Source organism: Candidatus Pseudomonas auctus (assembly GCF_048654275.1).
GTDB classification, from domain to species: Bacteria; Pseudomonadota; Gammaproteobacteria; order Pseudomonadales; family Pseudomonadaceae; genus Aquipseudomonas; species Aquipseudomonas pharyngis.
On the sequence record NZ_JBJYZK010000010.1, the window covers coordinates 93,762 to 118,163 of the forward strand.

Below are 24,402 nucleotides of genomic sequence, written 5' to 3' on the forward strand. Positions count from 1 at the left end.
ATTCAGCAACACTTCTGCTGCGCCCCTCCTCCAGCACCTTCTACACTTGCGATTCATACCAATCATGCGTGCCTGACGCAATCAGGGCGGGTGGTGCGTGCCTGTCATCCATAGCGACTTCACCGGTGGGAAATGTCCCATGGCAGGGCGAATCCGGTGTAGGACACAGTTTGAAATAGTCACTCGGTTGAATCGCCAGGTGCCGCACCTTATATACCCCGCAGTACGCTACATCTTTAGCTTGAGGAGATTTCTACAACCATGATGCGCATTCTGCTGTTTTTGGCCACTAACCTGGCGGTCGTGCTGATAGCCAGCATCACCTTGAGCCTTTTCGGGTTCAACGGGTTCATGGCGGCCAACGGGGTTGATCTCAACCTCAATCAGCTGCTGGTTTTCTGTGCAGTCTTTGGTTTCGCCGGTTCCCTGTTCTCGCTGTTCATCTCCAAGTGGATGGCGAAGATGAGCACCAGCACCCAGATCATCACCCAGCCACGTACTCGCCACGAACAATGGCTGCTGCAAACCGTCGAGCAACTGTCCCGGGAAGCCGGGATCAAGATGCCCGAAGTCGGGATTTTCCCGGCCTATGAAGCCAACGCCTTCGCCACCGGCTGGAACAAGAACGACGCACTGGTCGCGGTCAGCCAGGGCTTGCTCGAGCGTTTCAAGGAAGATGAAGTGCGGGCCGTGCTGGCCCACGAGATCGGCCACGTGGCCAACGGCGACATGGTCACCCTGGCGCTGATCCAGGGCGTGGTAAACACCTTCGTGATGTTCTTCGCGCGGATCATCGGCAACTTCGTCGACAAGGTGATTTTCAAGAACGAAGAAGGCCAGGGCATGGCCTACTACATCGCGACCATCTTCGCCGAGCTGGTGCTGGGCATTCTGGCCAGCGCAATCGTGATGTGGTTCTCGCGCAAACGCGAGTTCCGTGCCGACGATGCCGGCGCCCGCCTGGCCGGTACGGGGGCGATGATCAACGCCTTGCAACGCTTGCGCGCCGAACAGGGCCTGCCGGTGCACATGCCTGACACCCTGAATGCCTTCGGCATCAACGGCGGTATCAAACAGGGGTTTGCTCGCATGTTCATGAGCCACCCGCCGCTGGAAGAGCGTATCGACGCCCTGCGTCGTCGCGGTTGATCAAACCGGCGCACCAACCAAAAGGCCCGCAGTGATGCGGGCCTTTTTTTGCCTGTCGACTACTCCCCGCAAATCCGGTAAACCCGCTCTTCCAGCCGAGTTACGCCGGCTTGTACGAACTTCCAGCTGTCACCGAGCACATCCTGCTCCTCCAGCATCTCGACACGCCAGGTACTGCCCAGCAAACGCTGCACTTCGGCATCGTCTACGGAAAATGGTGGCCCCGCCATCTGTGACTGATCGTAATCCAGCGTCACCAACAGCCCTCGGCATGTCGGCAAAAGACCCTGCAAGTGCGCTGCATAACGCTCGCGCATCGCTTGCGGCAAGGCAATCACTGCCGCACGGTCATACAGCGCGGTGCAACCCGCTACGTCAGCCGCAGTCAGCGAAAAAAAATCCCCGCACCACAACTCGATCGCGTCAGCGCGATAAACCTTGAAGTCGCCCTGCTCGCTCACCTGCGGCTGCAATTGCTGCTCACGGAAGAAGTCTTCCACGGCCTTCTCCGACAGCTCGACGCCGAGCACCCGATGCCCACGCCCGGCAAGCCACAGCAGATCCAGGCTTTTCCCACACAACGGCACCAACACACGCGCCTGCGCCGGGATGGCCAGATCGGGCCAGTGCCGCTGCAAATACGGGTTCACCTCCGGCTGGTGAAAGCCGATCTGGTTCGATTCCCACTTCTTGTGCCAAAACTCCGGCCGCATGCATCCTCCTAAGAATTCGATCAAAAGGCGTTAAAACTTATATTGGAATTAGATCAATGAACTGACTGAAGATGAACCATCTTAACGCTCAGGAACCCTTCCATGTTTCCCAGCCTGTTTATCTCCCACGGTTCGCCCATGCTGGCACTGGAGCCCGGCGCCAGCGGCCCGGCCCTGGCCCGGTTGGCGGCCGAACTGCCACGCCCGAAAGCCATCGTGATCGTTTCCGCCCACTGGGAAAGCCATGAGCTGCTGGTCAGCAGCCATCCGCAACCGGAAACCTGGCACGACTTCGGCGGTTTCCCCCGCGCGCTGTTTGAAGTGCAGTATCCGGCCCCGGGCGATCCGCAACTGGCTCGTGAGGTTGCCGATCTGCTGACCGCCAACGACCTGCCGGCACGCCTCGACCCACAACGACCGCTCGATCACGGTGTGTGGGTGCCGCTGTCGCTGATGTACCCGCAAGCTGACATCCCAGTGGTGCAGGTTTCTCTACCGAGTCGTGGCGGTCCGGCGCTGCAGAACCGCGTCGGTCAGGCGCTGACCAGGCTGCGCGAACAGGGCATTCTGTTGATCGGCTCCGGCAGCATCACCCACAACCTACGAGAACTGGACTGGCACGCCGGCCCGGAGAGTGTCGAGCCGTGGGCCCGGGATTTCCGCGACTGGATAGTCGACAAACTGGCCGCCAACGACGAAGCCGCCCTGCACGATTACCGCCAGCAGGCACCGAACGCAGCACGCAACCATCCAAGCGACGAGCACCTGTTGCCGCTGTACTTCGCCCGAGGTGCCGGCGGTGATTTCAGAATTGCCCATCAAGGCTTCACCATGGGTGCGCTGGGCATGGACATCTACCGCTTCGGCTGATGCCCAAATCGCAGGCAAAAAAAATCCCCGAACCAGTCGGGGATTTTTTATGTTCGATCAATCAGCCCAAGGGCGGATCAATCTTCGCGGTAGCGACGCAGCTTCAACTGCTTACCGGCAACGCGAGTGTCCTTCAGCTTGGTCAGGAGTTTGTCCAGACCATCTTCCGGCAGCTCGACGAGGCTGAAGCTGTCACGCACCTGAATGCGACCGATGGCTTCACGTGCCAGACCACCTTCGTTGAGGATGGCGCCCAGCAGGTTTTTCGCCGCGATACCGTCACGCGCGCCCAGCGCGGTACGGCAACGGGCACGGCCTTCGCCCAAAGGCATTGGCGCACGACGCTCACGATCACCACGGTCCGGACGATCACCGGAACGCTCAGGACGGTCGCCACGCGGCGCGCTGTTCGGCACCAGTGGACGTTCCTTCTCGATCGCTGCCAGGTTCAACGCCTGACCATTGGTAGCCTTGCGCAGCAGTGCGGCAGCCAGGGCACGCGGTGTGCAACCGATGTCGGCGGTCAGGCGATCCAGCAGATCACCGTGGGTCGATTCGGCGTCAGCCACCAGCGGCGACAGGCTGTTGGTCAGTTTCTTGATGCGGGCATCGAGAACGGCCTGAGCGTCCGGCAGACGCACTTCGGCAACTTTCTGACCGGTTACACGCTCGATTACCTGCAGCATGCGGCGCTCACGTGGCGTCACCAGCAGCAGCGCGCGACCTTCGCGACCGGCACGGCCGGTACGGCCGATACGGTGCACGTAGGATTCCGGATCGTACGGCATGTCCACGTTGAACACGTGGGTGATGCGCGGAACGTCCAGACCACGGGCGGCAACGTCGGTCGCCACAACGATGTCCAGACGGCCATCCTTGAGCGAGTCGATCACGCGCTCACGCTGGTTCTGGGCGATGTCGCCGTTCAACGCGGCGGCTTTGTAGCCTTTGGCGTCGAGGGCGCTGGCCAGATCCAGGGTCGCTTGCTTGGTGCGCACGAACATGATCAGAGCGTCGAAATCTTCCACTTCCAGCAAGCTGAGAACGGCAGAGGTCTTCTGGTCAGCGTGAACCAACAGGTGAGCCTGTTCGATCGCGGTAACGGTCTGGGTCTTGCTCTGGATCTTCACGTGCTTTGGATCGCGCAGGTGACGCTCGGCGATGGCACGGATCGATTGCGGCAGGGTCGCCGAGAACAATACGGTCTGACGGGTTTCCGGCATGGCCTTGAAGATGACTTCGAGGTCGTCCATGAAGCCCAGTTTGAGCATTTCGTCTGCTTCGTCGAGAACCAGGTGGTTCACGGTCTGCAGTACTTTTTCGTCGCGACGCAGGTGGTCGCACAGACGGCCCGGAGTGGCGACAACGATCTGTGCGCCATTACGGATTGCTTTCAATTGTGGGCCCATCGGCGCGCCGCCGTAGACAGCCACAACAGTCACGCCCGGCATTTGCTTGGCGTAGGTTTCGAAAGCGGTTGCAACTTGTAGCGCCAACTCACGAGTTGGGGCCAGGATCAGAGCTTGCGGCTCGCGCTTGGACGGATCAATGCGGTGCAGAATAGGCAGGGCAAAGGCAGCGGTTTTACCGGTACCGGTTTGCGCCTGACCAATCATATCGTGACCGGCGAGGATGATCGGGATCGACTGCTGCTGAATGGCCGAAGGCTCTTCATAGCCGGTAGCGACTACTGCAGCGACAATATTGGGATGAAGTTCAAGAGCGGCGAAGCCGCCGATTTCCTGGGTCATGGGTCTGCCTCTAAGTGCATCCGCAAAGACCCATGCTCCAAAGCTGCACATGCCGTGTTGAGACTCAAGAGTCGCCCTGGCAGCTTTGTCGGCGGGGATTTGCGAAAACGAATGAATGAAAAAGAATCGTCAAGGAAGAGCCCGCAGTGCGGACGTGCAGCCGAAGCTGACTTCGGGGAATTGCGCTACCTAAACGCGGCCCGGTTAAAGGCCGGCGCGCACTATACCGGAATTTGCCCAAAAAGGGAGCTTTTTTTATCGGCGAAATGCAGTTGTCACCGCTATGTAACGGGGTTTTGCGGATAATCGGGCAAAGGTCTATTTTTCAAAGACCCCGGCCCTGCGGGCGATGGCGCTTAAACGATTCACCGATGTGCGGCATCTGGTCGCTGCACCCTTTCTTCCCCTGCGAGGAAACACCCATGAATCAGCCCTGCCCCGGCCGCGTGAGCCGTGCGCGTCACGGTCACGTGCATTTGATCGGCCTGGACCGCGCCGCCAAGCGCAATGCCTTCGACCTCGACCTGCTCAACGACCTGGCCCTGGCCTACGGCGAATTCGAGGCCGACAGTGACGCACGGGTGGCGGTGGTGTTCGGGCATGGCGAGCATTTCACCGCCGGGCTCGATCTGGTCAACGCCAGTTCCGCCCTCGCCCAAGGCTGGCAGGTGCCGCCCGGTGGTTGCGATCCATGGGGCGTGTTCGTCGGGCCGCGGGTCAGCAAACCGGTGATCGTCGCTGCGCAGGGTTATTGCCTGACCATCGGCATCGAGCTGATGCTCGCTGCTGACATCAACCTGTGCGCCAGCAACACCCGCTTCGCCCAGATGGAAGTGCAGCGTGGGATCTTTCCGTTCGGCGGTGCGACGCTACGCTTTCATCAGATCGCCGGTTGGGGCAACGCGATGCGCTGGCTGCTGACCGGCGACGAATTCGATGCCCACGATGCGCTACGCCTGGGGCTGGTGCAGGAAATCATGGCCACTGAAGATTTGCTGCCACGCGCCATCGAACTGGCCGAGCGCATTGCCCGCCAGGCGCCGCTTGGCGTACAGGCGACGCTGATGTCAGCGCGGCAGGCACGCTACGAAGGTGAGACCGCAGCGGCGCAGAGCTTGCCGCCGCTGGTGAAGAAGTTGCTGGCCACTGAAGATGCCAAGGAAGGTGTGCGCTCGCTGGTGGAGCGCAGACCAGGGGTTTTCAAAGGCCTTTGAAGATCAGGTCGCCGGACGGATGCAGTTGATCAACGACTGCAACGAGTAGCCCAGCTTCGGCGCCAGCGCTTCAGCCCGTGCCGTCAGCGCCTGCATGTCCAGCACCTGATCCAGATCCGCCGGCACGATCAGAATCACGTTGCCCTCCTTCACCGGCAGTTCCCAGTAATGCCGGTGATAGAGCCCGCGCAACAGCGCCGCGCCCAACGGTTTGCCGTCGTCGGTGGCCCATTGGTTGATCACCAGCCAGCCACCGGGATTCAGACGTTTCTGACAGTCCCCGAGGAAATTCCACGCAAGGTGCCCGGCGCCGGGGCCGACATCGGTGTACAGGTCGACGAAGATCAGATCCGCAGGTTCAGCGGTCGGCAGCAGTTCGAGGGCATCACCGACGCGGATGTACAGCCGTGGATCGTCATCCAGCCCGAGGTATTCGATGGCCAGACGCGGCACGTCCGGGCGCAACTCGATGGCTTCGACATCTTCCAGCGGCAGGAACTTGAGGCAGGCCTGGGTCAGCGTGCCCGCGCCCAGCCCGAGGAACAGCGCGCTCTCCGGCTGCTCATGGCACAACGCGCCAATCAGCATCGCCCGGGTGTAGTCGTACTCCAGCCAGCTCGGGTCGGCGGTAAACACACAGCTTTGCTCGATGGCATCGCCGAACTCCAGAAAGCGGTAGTCGGCCACTTCCAGCACGCGAATCACGCCGAACTCATCCTGTACCTCGGCGAGCAACAGCTCGGCGCGCTCCTCAGTCATTTCGTCTCCTGGTGGTCACCGGGCGCGGTGACGCGATGGCACCGCTGCGGTGCCGTGGCAAAGCGGCGATTGTCGGCGAAGCGGCGGGAGCAGGTCACGCACTAATTGCTGCTAACATGGCCGTCCGTGCGTAGAACCTTAGAGACCGTGATGAGCCAACCCTGGAGCCCTGACAGCTGGCGCGCCCTGCCGATCCAGCAACAACCCCAATACCCCGACGCCGCGCATCTGCGCCAGGTCGAGCAGACGCTGGCCAGCTATCCGCCGCTGGTGTTTGCCGGCGAAGCGCGCGAGCTGCGCCGTCAGTTTGCCGAAGTCACCCAGGGCCGGGCGTTCCTGCTGCAAGGCGGCGACTGCGCCGAAAGCTTCGCCGAGTTCTCCGCCGCGAAGATTCGCGACACCTTCAAAGTGCTGCTGCAAATGGCAATCGTCATGACCTTCGCCGCCGGTTGCCCGGTGGTCAAGGTCGGGCGCATGGCCGGTCAGTTCGCCAAGCCGCGCTCGGCCAACGACGAGACCATCAACGGCGTGACCCTGCCGGCCTACCGGGGCGACATCGTCAACGGCATCGGTTTCGACTCGGCCAGCCGCGTACCGGATCCGGAGCGTCTGCTGCAGTCCTATCACCAGTCCACCGCCACCCTCAACCTGCTGCGCGCCTTCGCCCAGGGCGGTTTTGCCGACCTGCATCAGGTGCACAAGTGGAACCTGGACTTCATCGCCAATTCGGCGCTGGCCGAAAAGTACAGCCACCTCGCCGACCGCATCGATGAAACCCTGGCATTCATGCGCGCCTGCGGCATGGACAGCTCGCCGCAACTGCGCGAAACCAGTTTCTTCACCGCCCACGAAGCGCTGCTGCTGAACTACGAAGAAGCCTTCGTGCGCCGCGACAGCCTGACCAACGATTACTACGATTGCTCGGCGCACATGCTGTGGATCGGCGACCGCACCCGTCAGCTCGACGGCGCCCACGTCGAATTCCTGCGCGGGGTGAACAACCCGATCGGTGTCAAAGTCGGCCCGAGCATGAACCCCGACGACCTGATCCGCCTGATCGACGTGCTCAACCCGGACAACGATCCGGGCCGTCTGAACCTGATCGCGCGGATGGGCGCGAACAAGGTCGGCGATCACCTGCCGGCGCTGATCCGTGCGGTGCAACGTGAAGGCAAGCAGGTGCTGTGGAGTTCCGACCCGATGCACGGCAACACCATCAAGGCCAGCAGCGGCTACAAGACCCGCGACTTCGCGCAAATCCTTGGTGAGGTGAAGCAGTTCTTCCAGGTCCACGAAGCGGAAGGCAGCTACGCTGGCGGCATCCACATCGAGATGACCGGGCAGAACGTCACCGAGTGCATCGGTGGCGCGCGGCCAATCACTGAAGATGGCTTGTCGGATCGCTATCACACTCACTGCGATCCACGGATGAATGCCGATCAGTCGCTGGAGCTGGCGTTTTTGATCGCAGAGACACTGAAACAGGTTCGGCGCTGAGTTCGGAAACCTTCATTGTTTGATCGGGCCTCTTCGCGGGCAAGCCCGGCCCCCACAGGATCGATGTCGTACATTTAGCTTGTGAACGACTCGGTCACTGTGGGAGCTGGCTTGCCAGCGATGAGGCCGGTTCAGTCGCAGCCAATCTGAACCATAGCCATCCGGAGCCGACCCGCGCTTTCCCGCTGACAATTGAGCTGCACCTGCTCAAGCCCCAACCAGTCCGCCATGCGCCGCAAGTTCAGCGCCAGCGCCAGCATCCCCGCGTCATCCAGTCCGGTTTTTTCCTCGTGCACCGCATGCACTGCCAGGCGCCCCGCCGCTCGTTCGGCGCGCAGGTCAACTCGCGCGGCAATCCGTTCATTGTGCAGGAACGGCAACACGTAATAGCCGTAGACACGTTTATCCTGCGGCGTATAAATCTCCAGCCGATAGCGGAAATCGAACAGTCGCTCGGTCCGGCTGCGCTCCCAGATCAGTGAATCGAAAGGTGACAGCAGCGCGCTGGCTTCGACTTTTCGAGGGATTTTCGGCTCGGGCAGGCAATAAGCGATCTGCCGCCATCCGGCGACTTCGCAAGTCAGCAGCTGCCCGTCCTCGACCAGTTCAGCCAGACGCGGGCGGGCATCGGAAGGATTCAGGCGGAAGTAATCACGCAGGTCTTTTTCCGTGCCGACACCCAGCGCCTGCGCTGCATGCAGCAGCAAACCGCGCTGCGCCTCGGCTTCATCGGGCAATGGCTGTTGCAGCACGGAAGCCGGAATCACCCGTTCCGGCAAGTCATATAACCGCTCGAAGCCACGGCGTCCGGCGACGGTGACTTCGCCAGCTGCAAACAGCCATTCCAACGCGTGCTTTTCCGCGCTCCAGTCCCACCACGGCCCGGCCTTTTCTTCGCGGGTCGAAAGGCTGCCGGCGCCCAATGCGCCCTGCTCTTCGACCGACGCCAGCACCCGGCGAATGGTGTCCTGTTGCTCGCGACCGAACCGCGCCAGTTGCTGATATATGTCCTCACCGCGCCTGGCCCGCTGCATGCGCCAGCCCATCAACGGGTACATCGACAACGGCAGCAGCGACGCTTCATGGCCCCAGTATTCGAACAGCGAACGACGTCGCCCCGAACTCCAGGCAGCCTGGTCGAGCAAGTCAGCAGAATAGGAACCGAGACGGGAGAACAGCGGCAGGTAGTGCGAGCGCACCACAGCGTTGACGGAGTCGATCTGCAACAGGCCAAGGCGTTCGATCAGCCGGTTGACGTGCATCGCCTTGACAGCCGGCGGCTGGCGCCCGTGAAACCCTTGGGCAGCCAGTGCCAGACGTCGAGCCTGTTTAAGGGAAAAGGACAGTGTCGCGGGCATGTGTACCTCCATGTCTGCTCGCAACCTACCTCACTGCAAGAGGGTTTGTGTAGCGATGGCCTCATCATTTATGCATCGGATCGTCCCAGAACGGCCGCACCGACTCGTGTTCGACATCGGCACGGCTGACCCCGATGTCCTTGAGCGCTTCGTCGCTCAGGCTGGCGAGCAGCTCGCGCTCACGGTGCAATTCGTACCACCGGCTAAACTTGTGCAACAGATCGGAAACGATATGGCCGGAAAATTTTTCTTCGCCTGCGTACTCTCTTTGACCTTTCATCGTGTTGCCTCCTTTTTGGGATGGCTCAAGTCTCCCGCCAGAGCTACGATCAATCCAACGAATGTTTCTGATGGCATGCATCACGGAGATTCATCAATTGTCGGCATATCCCAGTATCGATACCGATGTCCTGCGCACCTTTGTCGCGATTGCCGATCAGGGCGGTTTTACCCGCGCCGGCGAAATGGTCAACCGCACCCAATCGGCGGTGAGCATGCAGATGAAGCGTCTGGAAGAGGACGTGCTGCAGCGCCAGTTGTTTGAGCGCGACGGGCGTCAGGTGCGCCTGACCGCTGAAGGCCAGGTGTTGCTCGGTTATGCGCGGCGCATCCTGAAATTGCACAGCGAAGTGTTCAACACCCTGCGCGAGCCACACATGGTCGGCACCGTGCGGATCGGCACGCCGGACGATTACGTGATGCGCTTTCTGCCGGGGATTCTGTCGCGTTTTGCGCAGTTCTATCCGCTGATCCAGATCGAAGTGCACTGCGAGTCAACCAAACAATTGCTGCAACGCACGGACCTCGATCTGTCGATCGTCACCCGCGAGCCGGGCAACGAGATTGGCCAGTTGCTGCGCAAGGAACGTTTCGTGTGGGCCGAGGCGCAGAATTTCAGCGCCCACGAACAAACGCCGTTGCCGCTGGCGATGTTCAACAGTGATTGCTTCTGCCGCCTGTGGGCATGCAATGCGCTAGACGCGATGGGCCGCGAATACCGGATTGCCTACAACAGCACCAGCCTGTCGGCGTTGATGGCGGTGGTAAGCGCGGGTCTGGCGATCACCGCGCAGCTGGAAAGCCTGATCACCCCGGACCTGCGCATTCTCGGCGCCGCCGAAGATCTGCCGCTGTTGCCCGAGGCCAGCATCATGCTGATCCGCAATCTCAACAATCCGTCGCCGATCACTGAATGCCTGGCCGAGCACATCGTCGAAGGCTTCAAACTTTAAAGGCGAGCATCACCGCGCACAGCACCAGGAACCCGCAGAACAGCCCGCGCAGGAGTTTTTCCGGCATCGCGTGGGCCACTTTCACGCCCCAACTGATGCTGGCCAGACCGCCGATGGCCAGCGGCAGGCCGATCATCCAGTCCACTTCGTGGTGCACCGCGTACGTCACCAGCGTGACACCGGTGCTCGGCAACGCCAACGCCAGCGAAAGGCCCTGAGCGACCACCTGAGTGGTGCCGAACAGACTGGTCAGTACCGGCGTCGCCACCACCGCCCCGCCGACACCAAACAAACCACCCATGGCGCCTGACGCCGCGCCGAGCACGCCCAGCCACGGCCATGAATAGCGCATCTCGGAAGTCGCCGCCGGGCGCGCGCCAAACATGCGCACCAGGTTGTAAGCCGACAGCGCCACAAGGAACGCGACAAACCCGATGCGCATGGTCTGCGCGTCGATGCCCACGGCCCAGATCGAACCGATCCACGCGAAACAGAATCCCATCACCGCCAGCGGCAACGCATGTCGGAATTCGATGCGGTTGCGCTGGTGATAACGCCACAGCGCCAACATTACGTTCGGCACCACCATCACCAGCGCCGTGCCTTGGGCGATCTGCTGATCGAGCCCGAACCAGACACCGAGCAAGGGAATGGCGATCAGCCCGCCACCAATACCGAAGATCCCACCCAGGGTGCCAAGGGCGGCGCCAAACAACAGGTACAGCGAAAACTCGATCACAGCAGAATTCCTCATACGTCAGGCGACTCATCCTACGCAGTCGGCGCTGGCACGGAAACGCACAGCAACGCACAATGGCTGTGCCAAATCCGCATAGGCACTGAGTCGACTCATGAATCCCAATCAATTGACCGAACAACTCGGGCTGTTTCTCGACGTGCTGGAGAGTGGCAGCTTTTCCGCAGCCTCGCGTCGGCATCCGCTAACGCCCTCCGCCGTTGCCCGGCGTATCGATAGTCTGGAAAGCGCGGTCGGCAGCCAGCTGTTCATCCGCAGCACCCACGCGGTGCGTGCCACACCGGCGGGTCTGGCATTTGCCGAACGGGCGCGGCGGATTGTGGCGGAGTTGCAATTGGCCCGGGCTGAAGCGGTATCCCTGAGCAGTGCGCCGGAGGGTCTGATTCGGGTGGATGCGCCGGCGGCGTTCGGACGGCGGCATCTGGCGCCGGTGATTGCCGATTTTCTGGTGTTGTATCCGGGGCTGGACGTACAACTGCATTTGATCGACAGTTTCGTCGACATGGACGGTTCAAACCTGGGCAAAGTCGATCTGGTGTTGCGCGCCGGGCAAATGGCTGACACCCGGCTGGTGGCCACCCCTCTGGCGAGCATGGTGCGCATTGCCTGCGCCAGCCCCGACTATTTCAAGCGCCGCGGCGTGCCGAGCGAACCCGCGCAATTGAGCGAGCATGACGGCCTCGATTGGGACGGCCTCGCCCCGCCCTTCGCCTGGCGCTTCGAACAGGATGGACAAATGCAATTGCACCGCCCGGCGCGGGTGCGCATGAGCGCCAACAACGCCGAGGCACTGGTTTGCGGCGCACTGGCGGGGCTCGGGATCGCGCATCTGCCAACCTGGCTGGCCAGCGAATACCTGTTGCGTGGCGAATTGCTGCCGCTGTTCTGTGAAAACGGCCTGCCGAAACCGGAAAGCACCGGCATCTATGCACTACGGCTGGAGCAACAGGCCAGCTCCCGCAGCCGCCTGCTGTTGGAATACCTGAAGACCCGGTTCAGCCCCGTGCCGCCTTGGGATCTGGCATTGCAACGGGAGCTGGGCCGGCACTGACCGATTCGCCACCGGGCACAATTGTCTGGCGCATTAAAGATTCGAGCGCTAGATTCATCTGCATCACCGTTCAAGGCACTGACATGACCACCGACCGCAACACCTCCGATCACTGCGAAGACCTGCTGCTCGACAATCAGGCCTGCTTCGCCCTGCATTCCACTTCGCTGATGATGACCAAGGTCTACAAGCCGCTGTTGCAAGCGCTTGGCCTGACGTATCCGCAATACCTGGCGATGATGGTGCTGTGGGAGAAGGATGGTTTGACCGTCGGAGAAATCAGCACGCGCCTGCTGACCGATCCGGGCTCCCTGACCCCACTGCTCAAGCGGCTGGAAGGTGAAGGTTTGCTCAGCCGGACCCGCAGTCGTGAGGATGAGCGTGTGGTAATCGTTGAACTGACTGCCCAGGGACGCGCCTTGAAAGACAAGGCCCGGACCGTTCCACAATGCATCCTGGGGGCCAGTGGCTTCACGCTGGAGCGCCTGCAAAACCTGCAAGCCGAGTTGCAGGCCTTGCGTGGTCATTTGCAGGATAGCCTCACTTAAAACTCCCCCTTTTTCTGTGGGCGCAGCCTTGCGCCTGCAGGCGCATCGCCCCTTCCCCGCTTATCACAGAAAAATTTTTCATCTCGTTTTACATTCAAAAAATCCTTGAATATCAAAAGCTTGAGATCACTCCACCTCCCAATCCAAGCGCGAATTCCTGCTTTCTTCAAAAATTTATCTTGCGCACTAAATATTCGCGCAGTACATTTACTTCGCACCTAGTTAGCGCGCAAACAATTAGCGCAACAAACCACACTTTATGAGGCTCACATCATGCAAACTCTCTACACCGCAATCGCAACTTCCACTGGCGGCCGTGACGGTCGTGCAATCTCCAGTGACAACGTCCTCGACGTCAAACTGGCCACCCCGAAAGAACTCGGCGGTGCTGGCGGCGCAGCCACCAACCCTGAGCAACTGTTCGCCGCCGGCTACTCGGCCTGCTTCATCGGCGCCCTGAAATTCGTCGCCAGTCAGACCAAACGCAAAATCCCGGACGACGCCTCTATCACCGCTCACGTCGGCATCGGCCAGATTCCTGGCGGCTTCGGTCTGGACATCGACCTGCACATCAGCCTGCCGGGCCTGGAACAGGCTGACGCGCAAAGCCTGGTCGACGCTGCCCACCAGGTCTGCCCGTACTCCAACGCCACTCGCGGCAACGTCGATGTGCGTCTGCACGTCACCGTGTAAACACTGACACTCAGGCCCGTACAGGAAATGAACATGAACACTTTCAGCAAAGTCTTGACCGGTACTCTTCTCGCCCTGTCCATCCACAGCGCATTCGCCGGGGAGGTTGAACACAACACCCAGGCGTTCCTTGATGTGCTGAATGCCGGCACCGGCAAACCGATGGAACAGATGACGCCCAAGGATGCCCGCGCCGTGCTGACGGGCGCGCAGTCCGGGGTCAAACTGACGCTGCCCAAAGCGGACGTCAGCGAGAAAACCATCCAGGTCGATGGCCAACCGTTGAGCCTGACCATCGTCCGGCCGGCCGGGGTCAAGGGCGAGCTGCCGGTGTTCATGTTTTTCCACGGCGGCGGCTGGGTGCTGGGGGATTTCCCGACCCACGAACGTCTGGTGCGGGATCTGGTGGTCGGCTCGGGTGCGGCGGCGGTGTTCGTCAACTACACCCCTTCGCCGGAAGCGCATTACCCGGTGGCGATCAACCAGGCTTACGCCGCCACCAAGTGGGTGGCCGAACATGGTAAAGAGATCAACGTCGACGGCAAGCGTCTGGCGGTGGCGGGCAACAGCGTCGGCGGCAACATGGCGGCAGTCGTCGCCCTGATGGCCAAAGACAAAGGCACGCCAGCGATCAAATTCCAGGTGCTGCTGTGGCCGGTGACCGATGCCAATTTCGATACCGGTTCGTATAACCAGTACGCCGAGGGGCACTTCCTCACTCGCAACATGATGAAGTGGTTCTGGGACAACTACACCACCGACGCCAACCAGCGGAACGAGGTCTACGCCTCGCCGCTACGGGCCACCACCGCGCAATTGAAAGGTCTGCCGCCTGCACTGGTCCAGACCGCCGGGGCCGACGTGCTGCGTGACGAAGGTGAAGCCTATGCCCGCAAACTTGACGAAGCCGGCGTGCCGGTGACCTCGGTGCGCTACAACGGCATGATCCACGACTACGGTTTGCTCAACGTGGTCAGCCAGGTACCGGCAGTGCGTTCGGCGATGCTGCAGGCCTCGGAAGAACTGAAGCAGCACCTGAAGAAGTAAGCCTTATTCAGGACGAGACATCAGGCACAAAAAAGCCCGACTCAATGGTCGGGCTTTTTCTTTCCGCAAAAAACAGTGCTTATTTGGCACGGCCTTTGTAGGAACCGCCTTCGCGGGTATCGATTTCGATCATGTCGCCGATTTCGATGAAGTCAGCAACCGACAGCTCGGTACCGTTCTTCAGTTTGGCAGGCTTCATCACCTTGCCGGAAGTGTCGCCGCGAGCGGAACCTTCGGTGTAGTCAACCTGACGCACGATGGTGGTCGGCAGCTCTACGGAAACCAGACGGCCTTCGAAGAATACGGCTTCGCAAACGTCGGTCATGCCTTCTTCCACGAATGGCAGAACGCTTTCGATGTCTTCGGCGTTCAGCTCGTACATGGTGTAGTCGGTGGTATCCATGAACGTGTAGGAGTCACCGCTGATGAAGGACAGGGTCGCTTCTTTGCGGTCCAGGATCACGTCGTCCAGCTTGTCGTCCGCACCGTAAACGGTTTCGGTCTTGTAACCGGTCAGCAGGTTCTTCAGCTTGGTCTTCATGATCGCGCTGTTACGGCCCGACTTGGTGAATTCAGCTTTCTGAACCAGCCAAGGATCGTTGTCGATACGGATCACGGTACCGGGTTTGAGTTCTTTACCAGTTTTCATTGCGAATATCCGAATTTGGATGGGATTTACAAAAATCTAGGCCGCGTATCATATCCAATTTCGGTAAAACTGTACCAGCGCCGTCGCAAGATCGGCCTGCAAGGCCTGTTCCAGACACCATGCTTCTGCGTTTTTCTGCAGTTCAGGCCAGTATTTACGGGCCTCAAGCCAGTGGTCGCCGATAGGCTGCCCGGCACTCCACGCGCGCCACAGACCGTTCATCGCCTCGGCGGCAGCGGGCGAAAGGCGTTTTGTGTAGAGCGCAAGGAAGGCGTCGAGCTTGTCGAGATGGATGTCTTCGTCCTGCTGATAGATGTGCCACAGCATCGGCCGCCCAGCCCATTGCGCCCGGACAAACGAGTCCTCGCCACGCACCGCGTTGAAATCACAGCACCAGAGCAATTGATCGTATTGATCCTGACGGACGAACGGCAGCACCTGCACGGTCAGCGACTGGCGAACGTGCATTGCACCGACCGGCAGCGACTCGACTCCAAGCCAACGGGCGACATCGCCGAGAATCCGTCCTTCCGGCACCAGCAGATGGGTAGGCGTAGCGTCCGCCGCGAGCACATCCAGCCAACTGGCGAGTCCGGCATTCTCGTAGGCAAACAGCGAAATCAGCTGCGCACCGGGCGCAGGAGCGATCCCCAGAGCGTGCAGGAATTGTCGCTGCGCATCGGGGTCCTGTTGAAACTGCTGACGCCGCTCCAGTAAACCGCTCTCACGCAGCAAGCCACCGGTCCCCGGCTGAAATCCCGGAAAGAAAAAGTACTTCTGCACCGACTTGTACTTCACCGACGGCAGACCGTGGCAGCCAACCACCCAGTCTTCAGCGCTGAGATAGTCGAGGTTCATCCACAACGGCGGCTTTTCCCGTGCGGCCATGGCGTCCATGTAAATGCTCGGCAACTGGCAGGCAAAAGCCGCGATCACCACGTCGGCCGCTGCTGATTCCTGCCACTCAGCCGGCCAGTGCCGGAGTTCGACGCCCTGCTGCCATTGCTGATCGAGGCCTATGTCGATTTCCGGGCAAATGCGTTCGAAAGCGCGCAGGTCATCGACCCACAATCGCACCGTCATTGCCTGCTCGCTGACCAGTTGCCGGGCCAGACGCCAGGTCACGCCGATGTCGCCGTAGTTATCGACGACCGTACAAAAAATGTCCCAGCGGGTGTTCAGTGGCGGCATTCAAGGCTCCCGTTGGCAAAAGCGCCGATTGTCCGCATAAATGTCTCCGTGCAGAAGAGCCGACGGCAATTAATCTTCGTGCGACAATCGCCGCTCGCCCGCATACATCCGCCAGGAGGCAGCCATGCCCTATCGTCCCAACCCGCGTCGCCCGTTACCTGTTCAGCTTAGCGCGCTGCAATTGACCGGCAGCATTGCCCTGGGTCTGTGGCTGGGTTTCCTGGCCATTGCACTGACCTGCTGGCTCGCCTCACTAATCTTCAGCCGTCAGTTGCAGCCAGTGGCGGAGACGGTGCAACAGCTGAGCAAGCCTCCGGTAGCCGCCCAGCCGCAGCCAGAACCTGAGCCACAAAACCGCCTGTTCGAACAGTACGAAGAAAACCTGCGCAAGAACGAGCAACAGGCACGCCTGGATCAGGCCCGTGGCAGCACGCGCAATCTGTCGAACCCCAAATGCCAGTTCTGGCTGCAACAGGATCAGACGGCCCCGAGCGAAAAAAGCCGCGCCAACGTCCTGCAATTCTGCGATTGATCATGAATAAACAGACGGTTCACCAACTGATTCTCGACAAGCTGCGCGTCGATCTCGACATCGCCGAACGCGCGGCGCAAACCGCTTACGAAACCGCGACCCACGAAGAGAACATCGCCGAAAACAAGTACGACACTCTGGGCCTCGAGGCGTCGTATCTGGCGGCGGGCCAGGCGAAACGGGTCGAGGAAATTCGTCAGTCACTGGCGCTGTGCCAGAACCTGACGCTGCGCGCGTATGACGATCAGCGAGGGATTGAAATCGGCGCCCTGCTCGGCCTGGAAGACGAAAAGGGTCGCGAGCAATGGCTGTTTCTGGCGCCGGACGCGGCGGGCCTGAAAGTCGATGTGGTGGGTCAGCCGATTACCGTCATCACCCCGCGCTCGCCGCTGGGCAAAAGCCTGCTGGGCAAGTTCGAGGGTGACGAGGTGGAGATTCTGGTAGCAGGCACCCGGCAACAGTTTGCTGTCACCGAGGTGCTGTAGACAGGGGCTTAGTGGACCGGCAGTTCGACACCATCGAAAAGCTCTTCCAGTTCCTGCTTGTTGTGGCACTGAATGGCCTTGGCCATGACTTCGCGGGTCAGGTGCGGTGCGAACTTCTCGATGAAGTCGCACATGAAGCCACGCAGGAAAGTGCCGCGGCGGAAACCGATCTTGGTCACGCTGGACTCGAACAGTTCGCTGGCATCGAGCACCACCAGATCGTTATCCAGTTTGGTGTCGACCGCCATTTTCGCCACGATGCCAACACCCAGGCCCAGACGTACGTAGGTTTTGATGACGTCGGCGTCGGCAGCGGTGAACACCACTTTCGGCGTCAGGCCGCGATGGCTGAAGGCTTCGTCGAGTTTCGAACGGCCGGTGAAACCGAACACGTAAGTCACGATCGGGTATTCGGCCAGCGCTTCAAGGGTCAGCTTCGGCAGTTTGGTCAGCGGATGGCCCTGGGGCACGACCACGCAACGGTTCCAGCGATAGCACGGCATCATTACCAGATCGCCGAACAGCTCCAGCGCTTCGGTGGCAATGGCGAAATCGACGGTGCCGTCAGCGGCCATCTCGGCGATCTGCATCGGCGAGCCCTGGTGCATGTGCAGCGCCACGTCCGGGTATTGCTTGATGAAATTGCTGATCACCGGCGGCAGCGCATAGCGTGCCTGGGTGTGAGTGGTGGCGATCGACAGGGTGCCCTTCTTCTCGTTGGAGAATTCCTGGGCGATCTGCTTGATGCTTTCGACCTTGCGCAGAATTTCACCGGCAGTGGTGATGATGCGCTCGCCGGCCGGCGTGACACGGGTCAGGTGCTTGCCGCTGCGGGCGAACACTTCGACGCCCAGTTCGTCTTCCAGCAGACGGATTTGTTTACTGATGCCCGGTTGCGAGGTGTAGAGGCTTTGGGCTGTAGCGGAAACGTTGAGGTCGTGGTGCGCCACTTCCCAGATGTAGCGCAGTTGTTGAAGCTTCATATGAATCCCTCAAAGCAGGTAGACGCCACGGGCATCAGCGACGGTATATAACTATATTAATGGTTTGAAGAATAAATCTAGAACTTTTTTATCAAAGTGCCATTATTCCTGCTTCAGCGATCCTCTCGACGCCGACGCTCCACCAGCGGCACCAGATAAACCGGCACCTTGGACAATTGCAGCAGCCGGGCCGCCGTTCGCCCCAAAGGTGTTTCCGCCCCGACCCCGTGGCTATGACTTCCTACGATCAGCAAATCGACAGAGAGTTTCTGCACCTGATCGAGAATCACCTGTGACGGATCGCCCTGCAGCACCCGTACCGCGCGTATCCGCTGCAGGTCCTGCTCGCCCTCGTCCCCCAGTTCTTCGCGAAAACTGTCGAGCACCCGCTGCTCGATATTGGCAATGACCGTTTTCAGACCCTGACTGTGAAATTCGTTCAATGCCTGTTCGTCGAGATAGCTCTGCAACACCGATTCGGCAAACAGCCCCATGGGCTCCACCGCGTGCACCACGTACAGATCGGCATTGAACGTTCGCGCCATCGCCAGGGCATGCTGCATCACTAACGGTGCGTACAGACCGAGGTCAGTGGCATACAGCATCGAACGAATCATATGACCTCCTCGCGTGCCAACATGGCGGAGATTTGATTCAGCTTAGCAGTGCCTTGGCGAGTACGACGTGCGACGCAACGTCTTGAACCACGAGGGCTTTAGACCGCCGGTTCGTTGCTGATGCCGTGGGGCACGTGACCGGTCGCCACCACTTCCCGGGCCAGCTCGCAGTGGCCGGCCTGATCGTCGAAAAACACGTCGGCGGCGAAGGCTTCGAGGAACGCCGATTTGGTCAGGCCGCCGAGGAACAGCGACTCGTCCAGACGAATGTCCCACTCGCGCAAGGTACGGATCACCCGCTCGTGGGCCGGAGCCGAGCGCGCGGTGACCAGTGCGGTGCGGATCGGGCACTCCTCATCGGAGAACTCGCGCTGCAACAGATTGAGCGCCGCGAGAAAGCCCTTGAACGGCCCGCCGCGCAACGGTTCGCGAGCGGATTCACGCTCCTTGGCCTGGAAGGCTTCGAGGCCACCGGATTGATAGACGCGCTCCGACTCGTCGGAAAACAGCACCGCATCACCGTCGAAGGCGATGCGCAATTCGTCGCTGGCCGCACGACTGGCGCCGCCGGACAGAATGGTCGCCGCCGCGAAACCGGCATCCAGCGCGGCGCGTACGTCTTCGGCATGGGTGGAGAGAAACAGGTCGCAACCGAAAGCCTTCAGGTACGGATAAGGACTGCGCCCGCCAACGAACGCCGCACGGGAGATCGCCAGGCCGTAGTGACCAATGGAGTTGAAAACGCGCAGGCCGGTGTCGGCGCTGTTGCGCGACACCAGAATCACCTCGACCCGGGCGCGACCGAGGCGACTGTTGAGATTGAGCAGTTTTTCCACCAGCGGAAAGGCATCACCCGGCGCGAGGATTTCGTCTTCGTGTTCTATCTGATATTGCCGATAGGCTTCGACGCCGCTCGACAGGTAGACCTTGTGACTCTCACTGAGGTCGAACAGGGCACGGGACGAGATCGCCAGCACCAGTTTGTCATCGATGTTCTTGGCCATGCCTTTCCCCCAATGCGACCGGTTTAAACGTTGCGCCGGTCGATAAAGCTCAATGTGCGATACAACGATTCGATACGCGGCAACTCGCAGCCTGCCGCTTTTGCCGCCGCCAAAGGACGAGCGTAGATCGCCTCGAGCTCCAGCGGTCGTTTGTGCAGGAAGTCGTGATACATGCTCGGCCAATAGTCGGGCATTTTCTCGGTCATCATGAACAGGTATTCAGCGTAACCGGGCGGCATGTCGTGGCCGCAGACCTTGGCGCCCTGCACCACTTCAGCCATCAGTGCCTGAATCAACGCGCGGCTGTCTGTGTCGGCCATCAACGGCGTGGTGCCGGCGCCGAGCAATACCGAAAGCCCGTTATAGGGAATGTTCCACACCAGTTTCTGCCAGCGCGCCTGATGCAGGTTCGGCATCGCCTGGGAATCGAGACCGGCGGCCCTAAACAGACCGGCGCCCTCCTCGACAATTGCCATGCGCGCCGCGTCATCCGCTGCCGGGCCGCTGTGATAGCCAACGTTCACCGCCCCCAGCGCCTGGTGGGTGACCTGGCCCGGCCCTTCGCGGTGGACGCAGATCAGGCACAAGCCGCCCAGCAAGTGCAGTGAATCGGGCAGCAACGCCCGCAAGCTGTCTTCGACGTCGAGGCCGTTTTGCAATACCAGCACTTTCGCGTCGGATTTCGCCGCCTGAATGATCGACGGCGCCAACCCGGCATTGCTGGTGGTCTTGGCGCCGACCAGCAGCCAGTCGCAGGGCGGCATGTCTTCAGCCGACGAATAGGCCTGCACCGGGTTCAGCGTCAACACACCATGCACGGCACTGTCTACCTGCAAGCCGCGCTCGGCGACTGCGGAAAATTCACTGCGCAACAGAAAGTGCACATCGAACCCGGCCCGGGCCAGCATCACCCCATAAAACCCGCCGATGGCACCGGTGCCAATGATCCCCACCACCGGTTTGTTCACTGCTCCCATCACGGCAACTCCTCTGCAATTCGACCCAGCGCCTGCGCCACGGCTGCGTTCAGCTCATCGGCATTCAGGCGCGTGTGTACCGCCCCAAAGAACTCGCCGTCGCGCACCACAAACAGCGCCGGCAAATGAAAGACCTGATAACGCTCGACCAGTCCGCCATTGTCACCGGCATCGATCCAGCACACGCGATCAACCGCAAGATCGAGACCCGGCAACACTTCGCGGGCATAGCGGCAACTGGCGCAGCCGACGCTGGTGAAAATCACCAGCGAAACGCCGTTCATCGCCAGCAGCCGCTGGTCGGCGTCGAAATCGGTCAGCTGCGATTCGACCACTATACTGGGGGAAACAATGTCAAATGGCCGACACAGGGAGTCTGTGCTCATGGGACGGTTTATTCCTCATCCGGATGATGTGCCCGTTGAATTGACCTTGCTCACACCGGAGTGTATTTCGCGTCAACGGCTGCACACTATCAGCCTCGGCGGCATCGCTTGCAATTACCATCGTGCCTGGCGCCATGGCACCGCATTGCAGGTGCGCATGCCGACCCTCAACGCCGACATCTGTTATCCGGGCTACGTGGCCTGGTGCCTGCGACGCAAAAAAGGCTATCTGGTGGGCATCGCCTTCACCGACGAACAGACCCTGTTCAGCGCGCGAATGGGTGAGCAGGTGTGTCAGATCGAACGCTATTGCCGACTCAACGACGCCCAAGACGACCTCCAGGATATTCAGGCCCTGGCCCTGCAATGGGTCGAACAACACGCCGACGAGTTCTCCCACGACACCGTTCGCAAGGCTTTCGCGCAGCCCGTGCTGGACTGAACAGTGACTTGCCCATTGTCTAGCAGGCGCCTAACGCGATAAGGTTCGGCTCCCCGACGCGCTTAAATCTGCTGTGCTCCGCCGCGCGGGGATCGCTGGCGGCCGGCACCCGTGACCTGACGAGTAAACGATGGCTGATTTACCGATCAACGACCTGAACGTCGCTTCCAACGAGACCCTGATCACTCCCGATCAGCTCAAGCGTGATATCCCTCTGAGCGACGCTGCCTTGCGCACTGTCACCAAGGGTCGCGAAGTCATCCGCAACATTCTCGATGGCATCGACCATCGTCTGTTCGTGGTGATCGGCCCCTGCTCGATCCACGACATCAAGGCTGCCCATGAATATGCCGATCGCCTGAAGGTGCTGGCGGCAGAAGTCTCGGACACCCTGTATCTGGTCATGCGCGTGTATTTCGAAAAGCCACGGACCACCGTCGGCTGGAAAGGCCTGATCAACGACCCGTACCTGGATGACTCGTTCAAGATCCAGGACGGTCTGCACATCGGTCGCCAGCTGCTGCTGGACCTGGCCGAGAAAGGCCTGCCGACCGCGACCGAAGCCCTCGACCCGATCTCCCCGCAGTATCTGCAGGACCTGATCAGCTGGTCGGCCATCGGCGCACGGACCACCGAATCCCAGACCCACCGCGAGATGGCTTCCGGCCTGTCCTCGGCGGTCGGTTTCAAGAACGGCACCGACGGCGGCCTGACCGTGGCGATCAACGCCTTGCAGTCGGTCTCCAGCCCGCACCGTTTCCTGGGCATCAACCAGGAGGGTGGCGTGTCGATCGTCACCACCAAGGGCAACGCCTACGGCCACGTGGTGCTGCGCGGCGGCAACGGCAAGCCGAACTACGATTCGGTCAGCGTCGCCCTGTGCGAGCAGGCGCTGAACAAGGCGAAGATCAAACCGAACATCATGGTCGACTGCAGCCACGCCAACTCCAACAAGGATCCGGCCCTGCAACCGCTGGTGATGGAGAACGTCGCCAACCAGATCCTCGAAGGCAATCAGTCGATCATCGGCCTGATGGTCGAGAGTCATCTGAACTGGGGCTGCCAGGCAATCCCGAAAGACCTCGCCGACCTGCAATATGGCGTGTCGATCACCGACGCCTGCATCGACTGGTCCGCTACCGAAAACACCTTGCGCAGCATGCACGCCAAGCTCAAGGATGTGCTGCCGAAACGTCAGCGCAGCTGACAGCCGTTTCGCAGGCATAAAAAAACGCCGGGCATTGCCCGGCGTTTTTGTGTATGCGGTGAGGTCAGTCAGATCTTGGCGGTGCGCCGCTGATGACGCTCCATGTAGCGCTCCACGTAGGAGCACGAAGGAATGACCGTGTAGCCCATTTCATCGGCGTATTGCAGCGCCCGCTCGGTCAGGGCTGCCGCAATGCCTCGGCCACGCAAAGCGTTGGGCACGAAAGTGCGGTAGATATCCAGGGTCTGTTTCCCCAGATCCATGTAGGTCAGGTAGGCACGATGACCGTCCACATTGGTCTCGAACTGATGACCAGCCTGGTCATGGTGGATGGACAACGCCTCGCTCATCACTACTCCTCGCGGGTCTCGAATTCTGACCCCTACCTTACCGACGTTTTCCCGGCGAAGGAACATCTACGCCACCCCGTGCCTGATGGGCATCGAGAAGAACTGCACCGATCTCGCGCAACCCGAGCACGTATCAAATAGTAGGCACCATTGGCGAAAATGCTCAAGGTACGCTCGTCATCGTGCGGATTGACGGGGCAGTTCCGGTGGACTCAGGGCCGGTTCGGGAGACGATCTTCCCGAGCCGAAAGGCTGAACATCGCCGGATGTTGAGACTTAAGACGAGCCGCCTGTTTTAAAGTCACCTCAACATGGACAAAGATATGCGAGGCGCTGCGCAAATTCGCAACAAAAGTGTGGACGAATCCATATAGACAGACTTTGGCCACTACCTGCAAAACAGCGCACGGCACCGGGAACTTTTTCTCATTAACTCGCTCATCTCGCGGCTTACAGCTGGATATTTTTTATACAGCGCAGTTAAAAGTTGCTCGAAAAAGAATCAACGCCTACAATTTTTTTTGCTTCTTGCCTTACGTCAGTTTACTTACTACAAGTAATGGGTAGTATGTACGCCGGCTATTTCCTCAATCGGAGGAGACAGCCACTTAATTGAAAGTCCTTGAAGGGGAACACGATGAACAACGTTCTGAAATTCTCTGCTCTGGCTCTGGCCGCAGTTCTGGCTACCGGTTGCAGCAGCGCATCGAAAGAAACCGAAGCACGTCTGACCGCTACTGAAGACGCAGCTGCTCGCGCCCAGGCTCGTGCAGACGAAGCTTACCGTAAAGCTGATGAAGCTCTGGCTGCTGCTCAAAAAGCACAACAGACTGCTGACGAAGCTAACGAGCGTGCTCTGCGCATGCTGGAAAAAGCTAGCCGCAAGTAATAGTCCTTCGGGATTGTTATCAAGCCGACCCATTTTTTGGGTCGGCTTTTT

General features: G+C 60.3%; 28 protein-coding genes. 14 read left to right on the forward strand and 14 right to left on the reverse strand.

Going from position 1 to position 24,402, the window contains the following annotated elements; translation table 11 throughout:
• Window positions 1-261: 261 nt before the first annotated feature.
• Window positions 262-1,149, forward strand: coding sequence for a protease HtpX (gene htpX, locus ACKUG4_RS19015; protein WP_064598312.1), 888 nt, complete (start codon window positions 262-264; stop codon window positions 1,147-1,149).
• 59 nt (window positions 1,150-1,208) lie between these two features.
• On the opposite strand, the gene ACKUG4_RS19020 is transcribed toward htpX, so the two are convergent.
• Entirely contained in the window at window positions 1,209-1,862 is a 654-nt protein-coding gene (locus ACKUG4_RS19020) for a thiopurine S-methyltransferase (protein WP_236189892.1), read from the reverse strand.
• Window positions 1,863-1,964: 102 nt separating this feature from the next.
• On the opposite strand from ACKUG4_RS19020, the gene ACKUG4_RS19025 reads away from it, so the two are divergent.
• Window positions 1,965-2,732 carry a DODA-type extradiol aromatic ring-opening family dioxygenase gene (locus tag ACKUG4_RS19025; protein WP_445434612.1) on the forward strand — a complete coding sequence of 256 codons (768 nt, stop codon included), beginning with the start codon at window positions 1,965-1,967 and terminating at the stop codon, window positions 2,730-2,732.
• A 77-nt stretch (window positions 2,733-2,809) separates the two neighbouring features.
• On the opposite strand, the gene ACKUG4_RS19030 is transcribed toward ACKUG4_RS19025, so the two are convergent.
• Window positions 2,810-4,483 carry a DEAD/DEAH box helicase gene (locus ACKUG4_RS19030; protein ID WP_007955707.1) on the reverse strand — a complete coding sequence of 558 codons (1,674 nt, stop codon included), beginning with the start codon at window positions 4,481-4,483 and terminating at the stop codon, window positions 2,810-2,812.
• Between the two features lie 422 nt (window positions 4,484-4,905).
• On the opposite strand from ACKUG4_RS19030, the gene ACKUG4_RS19035 reads away from it, so the two are divergent.
• Entirely contained in the window at window positions 4,906-5,697 is a 792-nt protein-coding gene (locus ACKUG4_RS19035) for a crotonase/enoyl-CoA hydratase family protein (protein ID WP_064598321.1), read from the forward strand.
• Window positions 5,698-5,700: 3 nt separating this feature from the next.
• Here the strand turns inward: ACKUG4_RS19035 and ACKUG4_RS19040 are convergent, their stop codons facing one another.
• Window positions 5,701-6,456 carry a spermidine synthase gene (locus ACKUG4_RS19040; protein WP_064598323.1) on the reverse strand — a complete coding sequence of 252 codons (756 nt, stop codon included), beginning with the start codon at window positions 6,454-6,456 and terminating at the stop codon, window positions 5,701-5,703.
• 150 nt (window positions 6,457-6,606) lie between these two features.
• On the opposite strand from ACKUG4_RS19040, the gene ACKUG4_RS19045 reads away from it, so the two are divergent.
• On the forward strand, window positions 6,607-7,953 hold the full coding sequence (locus tag ACKUG4_RS19045) for a class II 3-deoxy-7-phosphoheptulonate synthase (RefSeq protein ID WP_445434613.1): 1,347 nt from the start codon (window positions 6,607-6,609) through the stop codon (window positions 7,951-7,953).
• Between the two features lie 131 nt (window positions 7,954-8,084).
• Here the strand turns inward: ACKUG4_RS19045 and ACKUG4_RS19050 are convergent, their stop codons facing one another.
• Window positions 8,085-9,311: a winged helix-turn-helix domain-containing protein gene (locus ACKUG4_RS19050; protein ID WP_445434614.1), complete on the reverse strand. Its 1,227-nt coding sequence runs from the start codon at window positions 9,309-9,311 to the stop codon at window positions 8,085-8,087.
• Window positions 9,312-9,375: 64 nt separating this feature from the next.
• Entirely contained in the window at window positions 9,376-9,591 is a 216-nt protein-coding gene (locus ACKUG4_RS19055; RefSeq protein WP_039770454.1) for a DUF1127 domain-containing protein, read from the reverse strand.
• Window positions 9,592-9,688: 97 nt separating this feature from the next.
• Here ACKUG4_RS19055 and ACKUG4_RS19060 point away from each other — a divergent pair, with 97 nt between their 5' ends.
• Entirely contained in the window at window positions 9,689-10,543 is an 855-nt protein-coding gene (locus ACKUG4_RS19060; RefSeq protein ID WP_007955701.1) for a LysR substrate-binding domain-containing protein, read from the forward strand.
• On the opposite strand, the gene ACKUG4_RS19065 is transcribed toward ACKUG4_RS19060, so the two are convergent.
• Complete coding sequence (locus ACKUG4_RS19065; protein WP_445434615.1) at window positions 10,533-11,282, reverse strand: sulfite exporter TauE/SafE family protein; 750 nt, start codon at window positions 11,280-11,282, stop codon at window positions 10,533-10,535. The genes ACKUG4_RS19060 and ACKUG4_RS19065 overlap by 11 nt on opposite strands.
• A gap of 112 nt (window positions 11,283-11,394) precedes the next feature.
• Between ACKUG4_RS19065 and ACKUG4_RS19070 the strand changes: the two genes are divergently transcribed.
• From ACKUG4_RS19070 to ACKUG4_RS19085, 4 genes are all read left to right on the forward strand, one after another.
• A complete protein-coding gene (locus tag ACKUG4_RS19070; protein ID WP_445434616.1) occupies window positions 11,395-12,351 on the forward strand; it encodes a LysR family transcriptional regulator in 957 nt (318 codons plus the stop codon).
• A gap of 83 nt (window positions 12,352-12,434) precedes the next feature.
• Window positions 12,435-12,899, forward strand: coding sequence for a MarR family winged helix-turn-helix transcriptional regulator (locus tag ACKUG4_RS19075; protein WP_039770460.1), 465 nt, complete (start codon window positions 12,435-12,437; stop codon window positions 12,897-12,899).
• Window positions 12,900-13,172: 273 nt separating this feature from the next.
• Window positions 13,173-13,592: an organic hydroperoxide resistance protein gene (locus ACKUG4_RS19080; protein ID WP_007940002.1), complete on the forward strand. Its 420-nt coding sequence runs from the start codon at window positions 13,173-13,175 to the stop codon at window positions 13,590-13,592.
• 33 nt (window positions 13,593-13,625) lie between these two features.
• Entirely contained in the window at window positions 13,626-14,639 is a 1,014-nt protein-coding gene (locus tag ACKUG4_RS19085; protein WP_039770463.1) for an alpha/beta hydrolase, read from the forward strand.
• Between the two features lie 79 nt (window positions 14,640-14,718).
• Here the strand turns inward: ACKUG4_RS19085 and ACKUG4_RS19090 are convergent, their stop codons facing one another.
• On the reverse strand, window positions 14,719-15,288 hold the full coding sequence (locus ACKUG4_RS19090; protein ID WP_007955690.1) for an elongation factor P: 570 nt from the start codon (window positions 15,286-15,288) through the stop codon (window positions 14,719-14,721).
• Window positions 15,289-15,336: 48 nt separating this feature from the next.
• Complete coding sequence (gene earP, locus ACKUG4_RS19095; RefSeq protein ID WP_445434617.1) at window positions 15,337-16,479, reverse strand: elongation factor P maturation arginine rhamnosyltransferase EarP; 1,143 nt, start codon at window positions 16,477-16,479, stop codon at window positions 15,337-15,339.
• Between the two features lie 124 nt (window positions 16,480-16,603).
• Here earP and ACKUG4_RS19100 point away from each other — a divergent pair, with 124 nt between their 5' ends.
• Window positions 16,604-17,011, forward strand: a complete 408-nt coding sequence (locus ACKUG4_RS19100) for a hypothetical protein (protein ID WP_445434618.1) — start codon at window positions 16,604-16,606, stop codon at window positions 17,009-17,011.
• A 2-nt stretch (window positions 17,012-17,013) separates the two neighbouring features.
• On the forward strand, window positions 17,014-17,496 hold the full coding sequence (locus ACKUG4_RS19105; protein WP_074687988.1) for a GreA/GreB family elongation factor: 483 nt from the start codon (window positions 17,014-17,016) through the stop codon (window positions 17,494-17,496).
• A gap of 8 nt (window positions 17,497-17,504) precedes the next feature.
• On the opposite strand, the gene cysB is transcribed toward ACKUG4_RS19105, so the two are convergent.
• The 5 genes from cysB to ACKUG4_RS19130 form a co-directional block, all read right to left on the reverse strand.
• On the reverse strand, window positions 17,505-18,479 hold the full coding sequence (gene cysB, locus ACKUG4_RS19110) for an HTH-type transcriptional regulator CysB (RefSeq protein ID WP_003183769.1): 975 nt from the start codon (window positions 18,477-18,479) through the stop codon (window positions 17,505-17,507).
• A gap of 113 nt (window positions 18,480-18,592) precedes the next feature.
• Window positions 18,593-19,096, reverse strand: a complete 504-nt coding sequence (locus ACKUG4_RS19115; RefSeq protein ID WP_007955683.1) for a universal stress protein — start codon at window positions 19,094-19,096, stop codon at window positions 18,593-18,595.
• Window positions 19,097-19,194: 98 nt separating this feature from the next.
• The gene (locus ACKUG4_RS19120; RefSeq protein WP_039770472.1) at window positions 19,195-20,100 is read right to left on the reverse strand and encodes a 5'-nucleotidase; all 906 of its coding nucleotides are present in this window, start codon (window positions 20,098-20,100) and stop codon (window positions 19,195-19,197) included.
• A 23-nt stretch (window positions 20,101-20,123) separates the two neighbouring features.
• A complete protein-coding gene (locus ACKUG4_RS19125) occupies window positions 20,124-21,080 on the reverse strand; it encodes a putative 2-dehydropantoate 2-reductase (RefSeq protein ID WP_172829500.1) in 957 nt (318 codons plus the stop codon).
• Entirely contained in the window at window positions 21,077-21,463 is a 387-nt protein-coding gene (locus tag ACKUG4_RS19130) for a thioredoxin family protein (RefSeq protein WP_179694173.1), read from the reverse strand. Before ACKUG4_RS19130 ends, ACKUG4_RS19125 begins: the two co-directional genes overlap by 4 nt.
• On the opposite strand from ACKUG4_RS19130, the gene ACKUG4_RS19135 reads away from it, so the two are divergent.
• Together ACKUG4_RS19135 and ACKUG4_RS19140 are read left to right on the forward strand one after the other, a co-directional pair.
• Window positions 21,462-21,905 carry a PilZ domain-containing protein gene (locus tag ACKUG4_RS19135; RefSeq protein ID WP_445434619.1) on the forward strand — a complete coding sequence of 148 codons (444 nt, stop codon included), beginning with the start codon at window positions 21,462-21,464 and terminating at the stop codon, window positions 21,903-21,905. The genes ACKUG4_RS19130 and ACKUG4_RS19135 overlap by 2 nt on opposite strands.
• A gap of 130 nt (window positions 21,906-22,035) precedes the next feature.
• The gene (locus ACKUG4_RS19140) at window positions 22,036-23,112 is read left to right on the forward strand and encodes a 3-deoxy-7-phosphoheptulonate synthase (protein WP_064598346.1); all 1,077 of its coding nucleotides are present in this window, start codon (window positions 22,036-22,038) and stop codon (window positions 23,110-23,112) included.
• A 68-nt stretch (window positions 23,113-23,180) separates the two neighbouring features.
• Here the strand turns inward: ACKUG4_RS19140 and ACKUG4_RS19145 are convergent, their stop codons facing one another.
• Window positions 23,181-23,462, reverse strand: coding sequence for a GNAT family N-acetyltransferase (locus ACKUG4_RS19145; protein WP_007955658.1), 282 nt, complete (start codon window positions 23,460-23,462; stop codon window positions 23,181-23,183).
• Between the two features lie 637 nt (window positions 23,463-24,099).
• Here ACKUG4_RS19145 and oprI point away from each other — a divergent pair.
• Window positions 24,100-24,351, forward strand: coding sequence for an outer membrane lipoprotein OprI (oprI, locus tag ACKUG4_RS19150; RefSeq protein ID WP_011335311.1), 252 nt, complete (start codon window positions 24,100-24,102; stop codon window positions 24,349-24,351).
• Window positions 24,352-24,402 lie beyond the last annotated feature (51 nt).

What these genes read in the sequence shown, in the direction of transcription:
- htpX (WP_064598312.1), top strand. Translation starts at nt 262, where the DNA reads ATGATGCGCATTCTGCTGTTTTTGGCCACTAACCTGGCGGTCGTGCTG.
- ACKUG4_RS19020 (WP_236189892.1), bottom strand. Translation starts at nt 1,862, where the DNA reads ATGCGGCCGGAGTTTTGGCACAAGAAGTGGGAATCGAACCAGATCGGC.
- ACKUG4_RS19025 (WP_445434612.1), top strand. Translation starts at nt 1,965, where the DNA reads ATGTTTCCCAGCCTGTTTATCTCCCACGGTTCGCCCATGCTGGCACTG.
- ACKUG4_RS19030 (WP_007955707.1), bottom strand. Translation starts at nt 4,483, where the DNA reads ATGACCCAGGAAATCGGCGGCTTCGCCGCTCTTGAACTTCATCCCAAT.
- ACKUG4_RS19035 (WP_064598321.1), top strand. Translation starts at nt 4,906, where the DNA reads ATGAATCAGCCCTGCCCCGGCCGCGTGAGCCGTGCGCGTCACGGTCAC.
- ACKUG4_RS19040 (WP_064598323.1), bottom strand. Translation starts at nt 6,456, where the DNA reads ATGACTGAGGAGCGCGCCGAGCTGTTGCTCGCCGAGGTACAGGATGAG.
- ACKUG4_RS19045 (WP_445434613.1), top strand. Translation starts at nt 6,607, where the DNA reads ATGAGCCAACCCTGGAGCCCTGACAGCTGGCGCGCCCTGCCGATCCAG.
- ACKUG4_RS19050 (WP_445434614.1), bottom strand. Translation starts at nt 9,311, where the DNA reads ATGCCCGCGACACTGTCCTTTTCCCTTAAACAGGCTCGACGTCTGGCA.
- ACKUG4_RS19055 (WP_039770454.1), bottom strand. Translation starts at nt 9,591, where the DNA reads ATGAAAGGTCAAAGAGAGTACGCAGGCGAAGAAAAATTTTCCGGCCAT.
- ACKUG4_RS19070 (WP_445434616.1), top strand. Translation starts at nt 11,395, where the DNA reads ATGAATCCCAATCAATTGACCGAACAACTCGGGCTGTTTCTCGACGTG.
- ACKUG4_RS19075 (WP_039770460.1), top strand. Translation starts at nt 12,435, where the DNA reads ATGACCACCGACCGCAACACCTCCGATCACTGCGAAGACCTGCTGCTC.
- ACKUG4_RS19080 (WP_007940002.1), top strand. Translation starts at nt 13,173, where the DNA reads ATGCAAACTCTCTACACCGCAATCGCAACTTCCACTGGCGGCCGTGAC.
- ACKUG4_RS19085 (WP_039770463.1), top strand. Translation starts at nt 13,626, where the DNA reads ATGAACACTTTCAGCAAAGTCTTGACCGGTACTCTTCTCGCCCTGTCC.
- ACKUG4_RS19090 (WP_007955690.1), bottom strand. Translation starts at nt 15,288, where the DNA reads ATGAAAACTGGTAAAGAACTCAAACCCGGTACCGTGATCCGTATCGAC.
- earP (WP_445434617.1), bottom strand. Translation starts at nt 16,479, where the DNA reads ATGCCGCCACTGAACACCCGCTGGGACATTTTTTGTACGGTCGTCGAT.
- ACKUG4_RS19100 (WP_445434618.1), top strand. Translation starts at nt 16,604, where the DNA reads ATGCCCTATCGTCCCAACCCGCGTCGCCCGTTACCTGTTCAGCTTAGC.
- ACKUG4_RS19105 (WP_074687988.1), top strand. Translation starts at nt 17,014, where the DNA reads ATGAATAAACAGACGGTTCACCAACTGATTCTCGACAAGCTGCGCGTC.
- cysB (WP_003183769.1), bottom strand. Translation starts at nt 18,479, where the DNA reads ATGAAGCTTCAACAACTGCGCTACATCTGGGAAGTGGCGCACCACGAC.
- ACKUG4_RS19115 (WP_007955683.1), bottom strand. Translation starts at nt 19,096, where the DNA reads ATGATTCGTTCGATGCTGTATGCCACTGACCTCGGTCTGTACGCACCG.
- ACKUG4_RS19120 (WP_039770472.1), bottom strand. Translation starts at nt 20,100, where the DNA reads ATGGCCAAGAACATCGATGACAAACTGGTGCTGGCGATCTCGTCCCGT.
- ACKUG4_RS19135 (WP_445434619.1), top strand. Translation starts at nt 21,462, where the DNA reads ATGGGACGGTTTATTCCTCATCCGGATGATGTGCCCGTTGAATTGACC.
- ACKUG4_RS19130 (WP_179694173.1), bottom strand. Translation starts at nt 21,463, where the DNA reads ATGAGCACAGACTCCCTGTGTCGGCCATTTGACATTGTTTCCCCCAGT.
- ACKUG4_RS19140 (WP_064598346.1), top strand. Translation starts at nt 22,036, where the DNA reads ATGGCTGATTTACCGATCAACGACCTGAACGTCGCTTCCAACGAGACC.
- ACKUG4_RS19145 (WP_007955658.1), bottom strand. Translation starts at nt 23,462, where the DNA reads ATGAGCGAGGCGTTGTCCATCCACCATGACCAGGCTGGTCATCAGTTC.
- oprI (WP_011335311.1), top strand. Translation starts at nt 24,100, where the DNA reads ATGAACAACGTTCTGAAATTCTCTGCTCTGGCTCTGGCCGCAGTTCTG.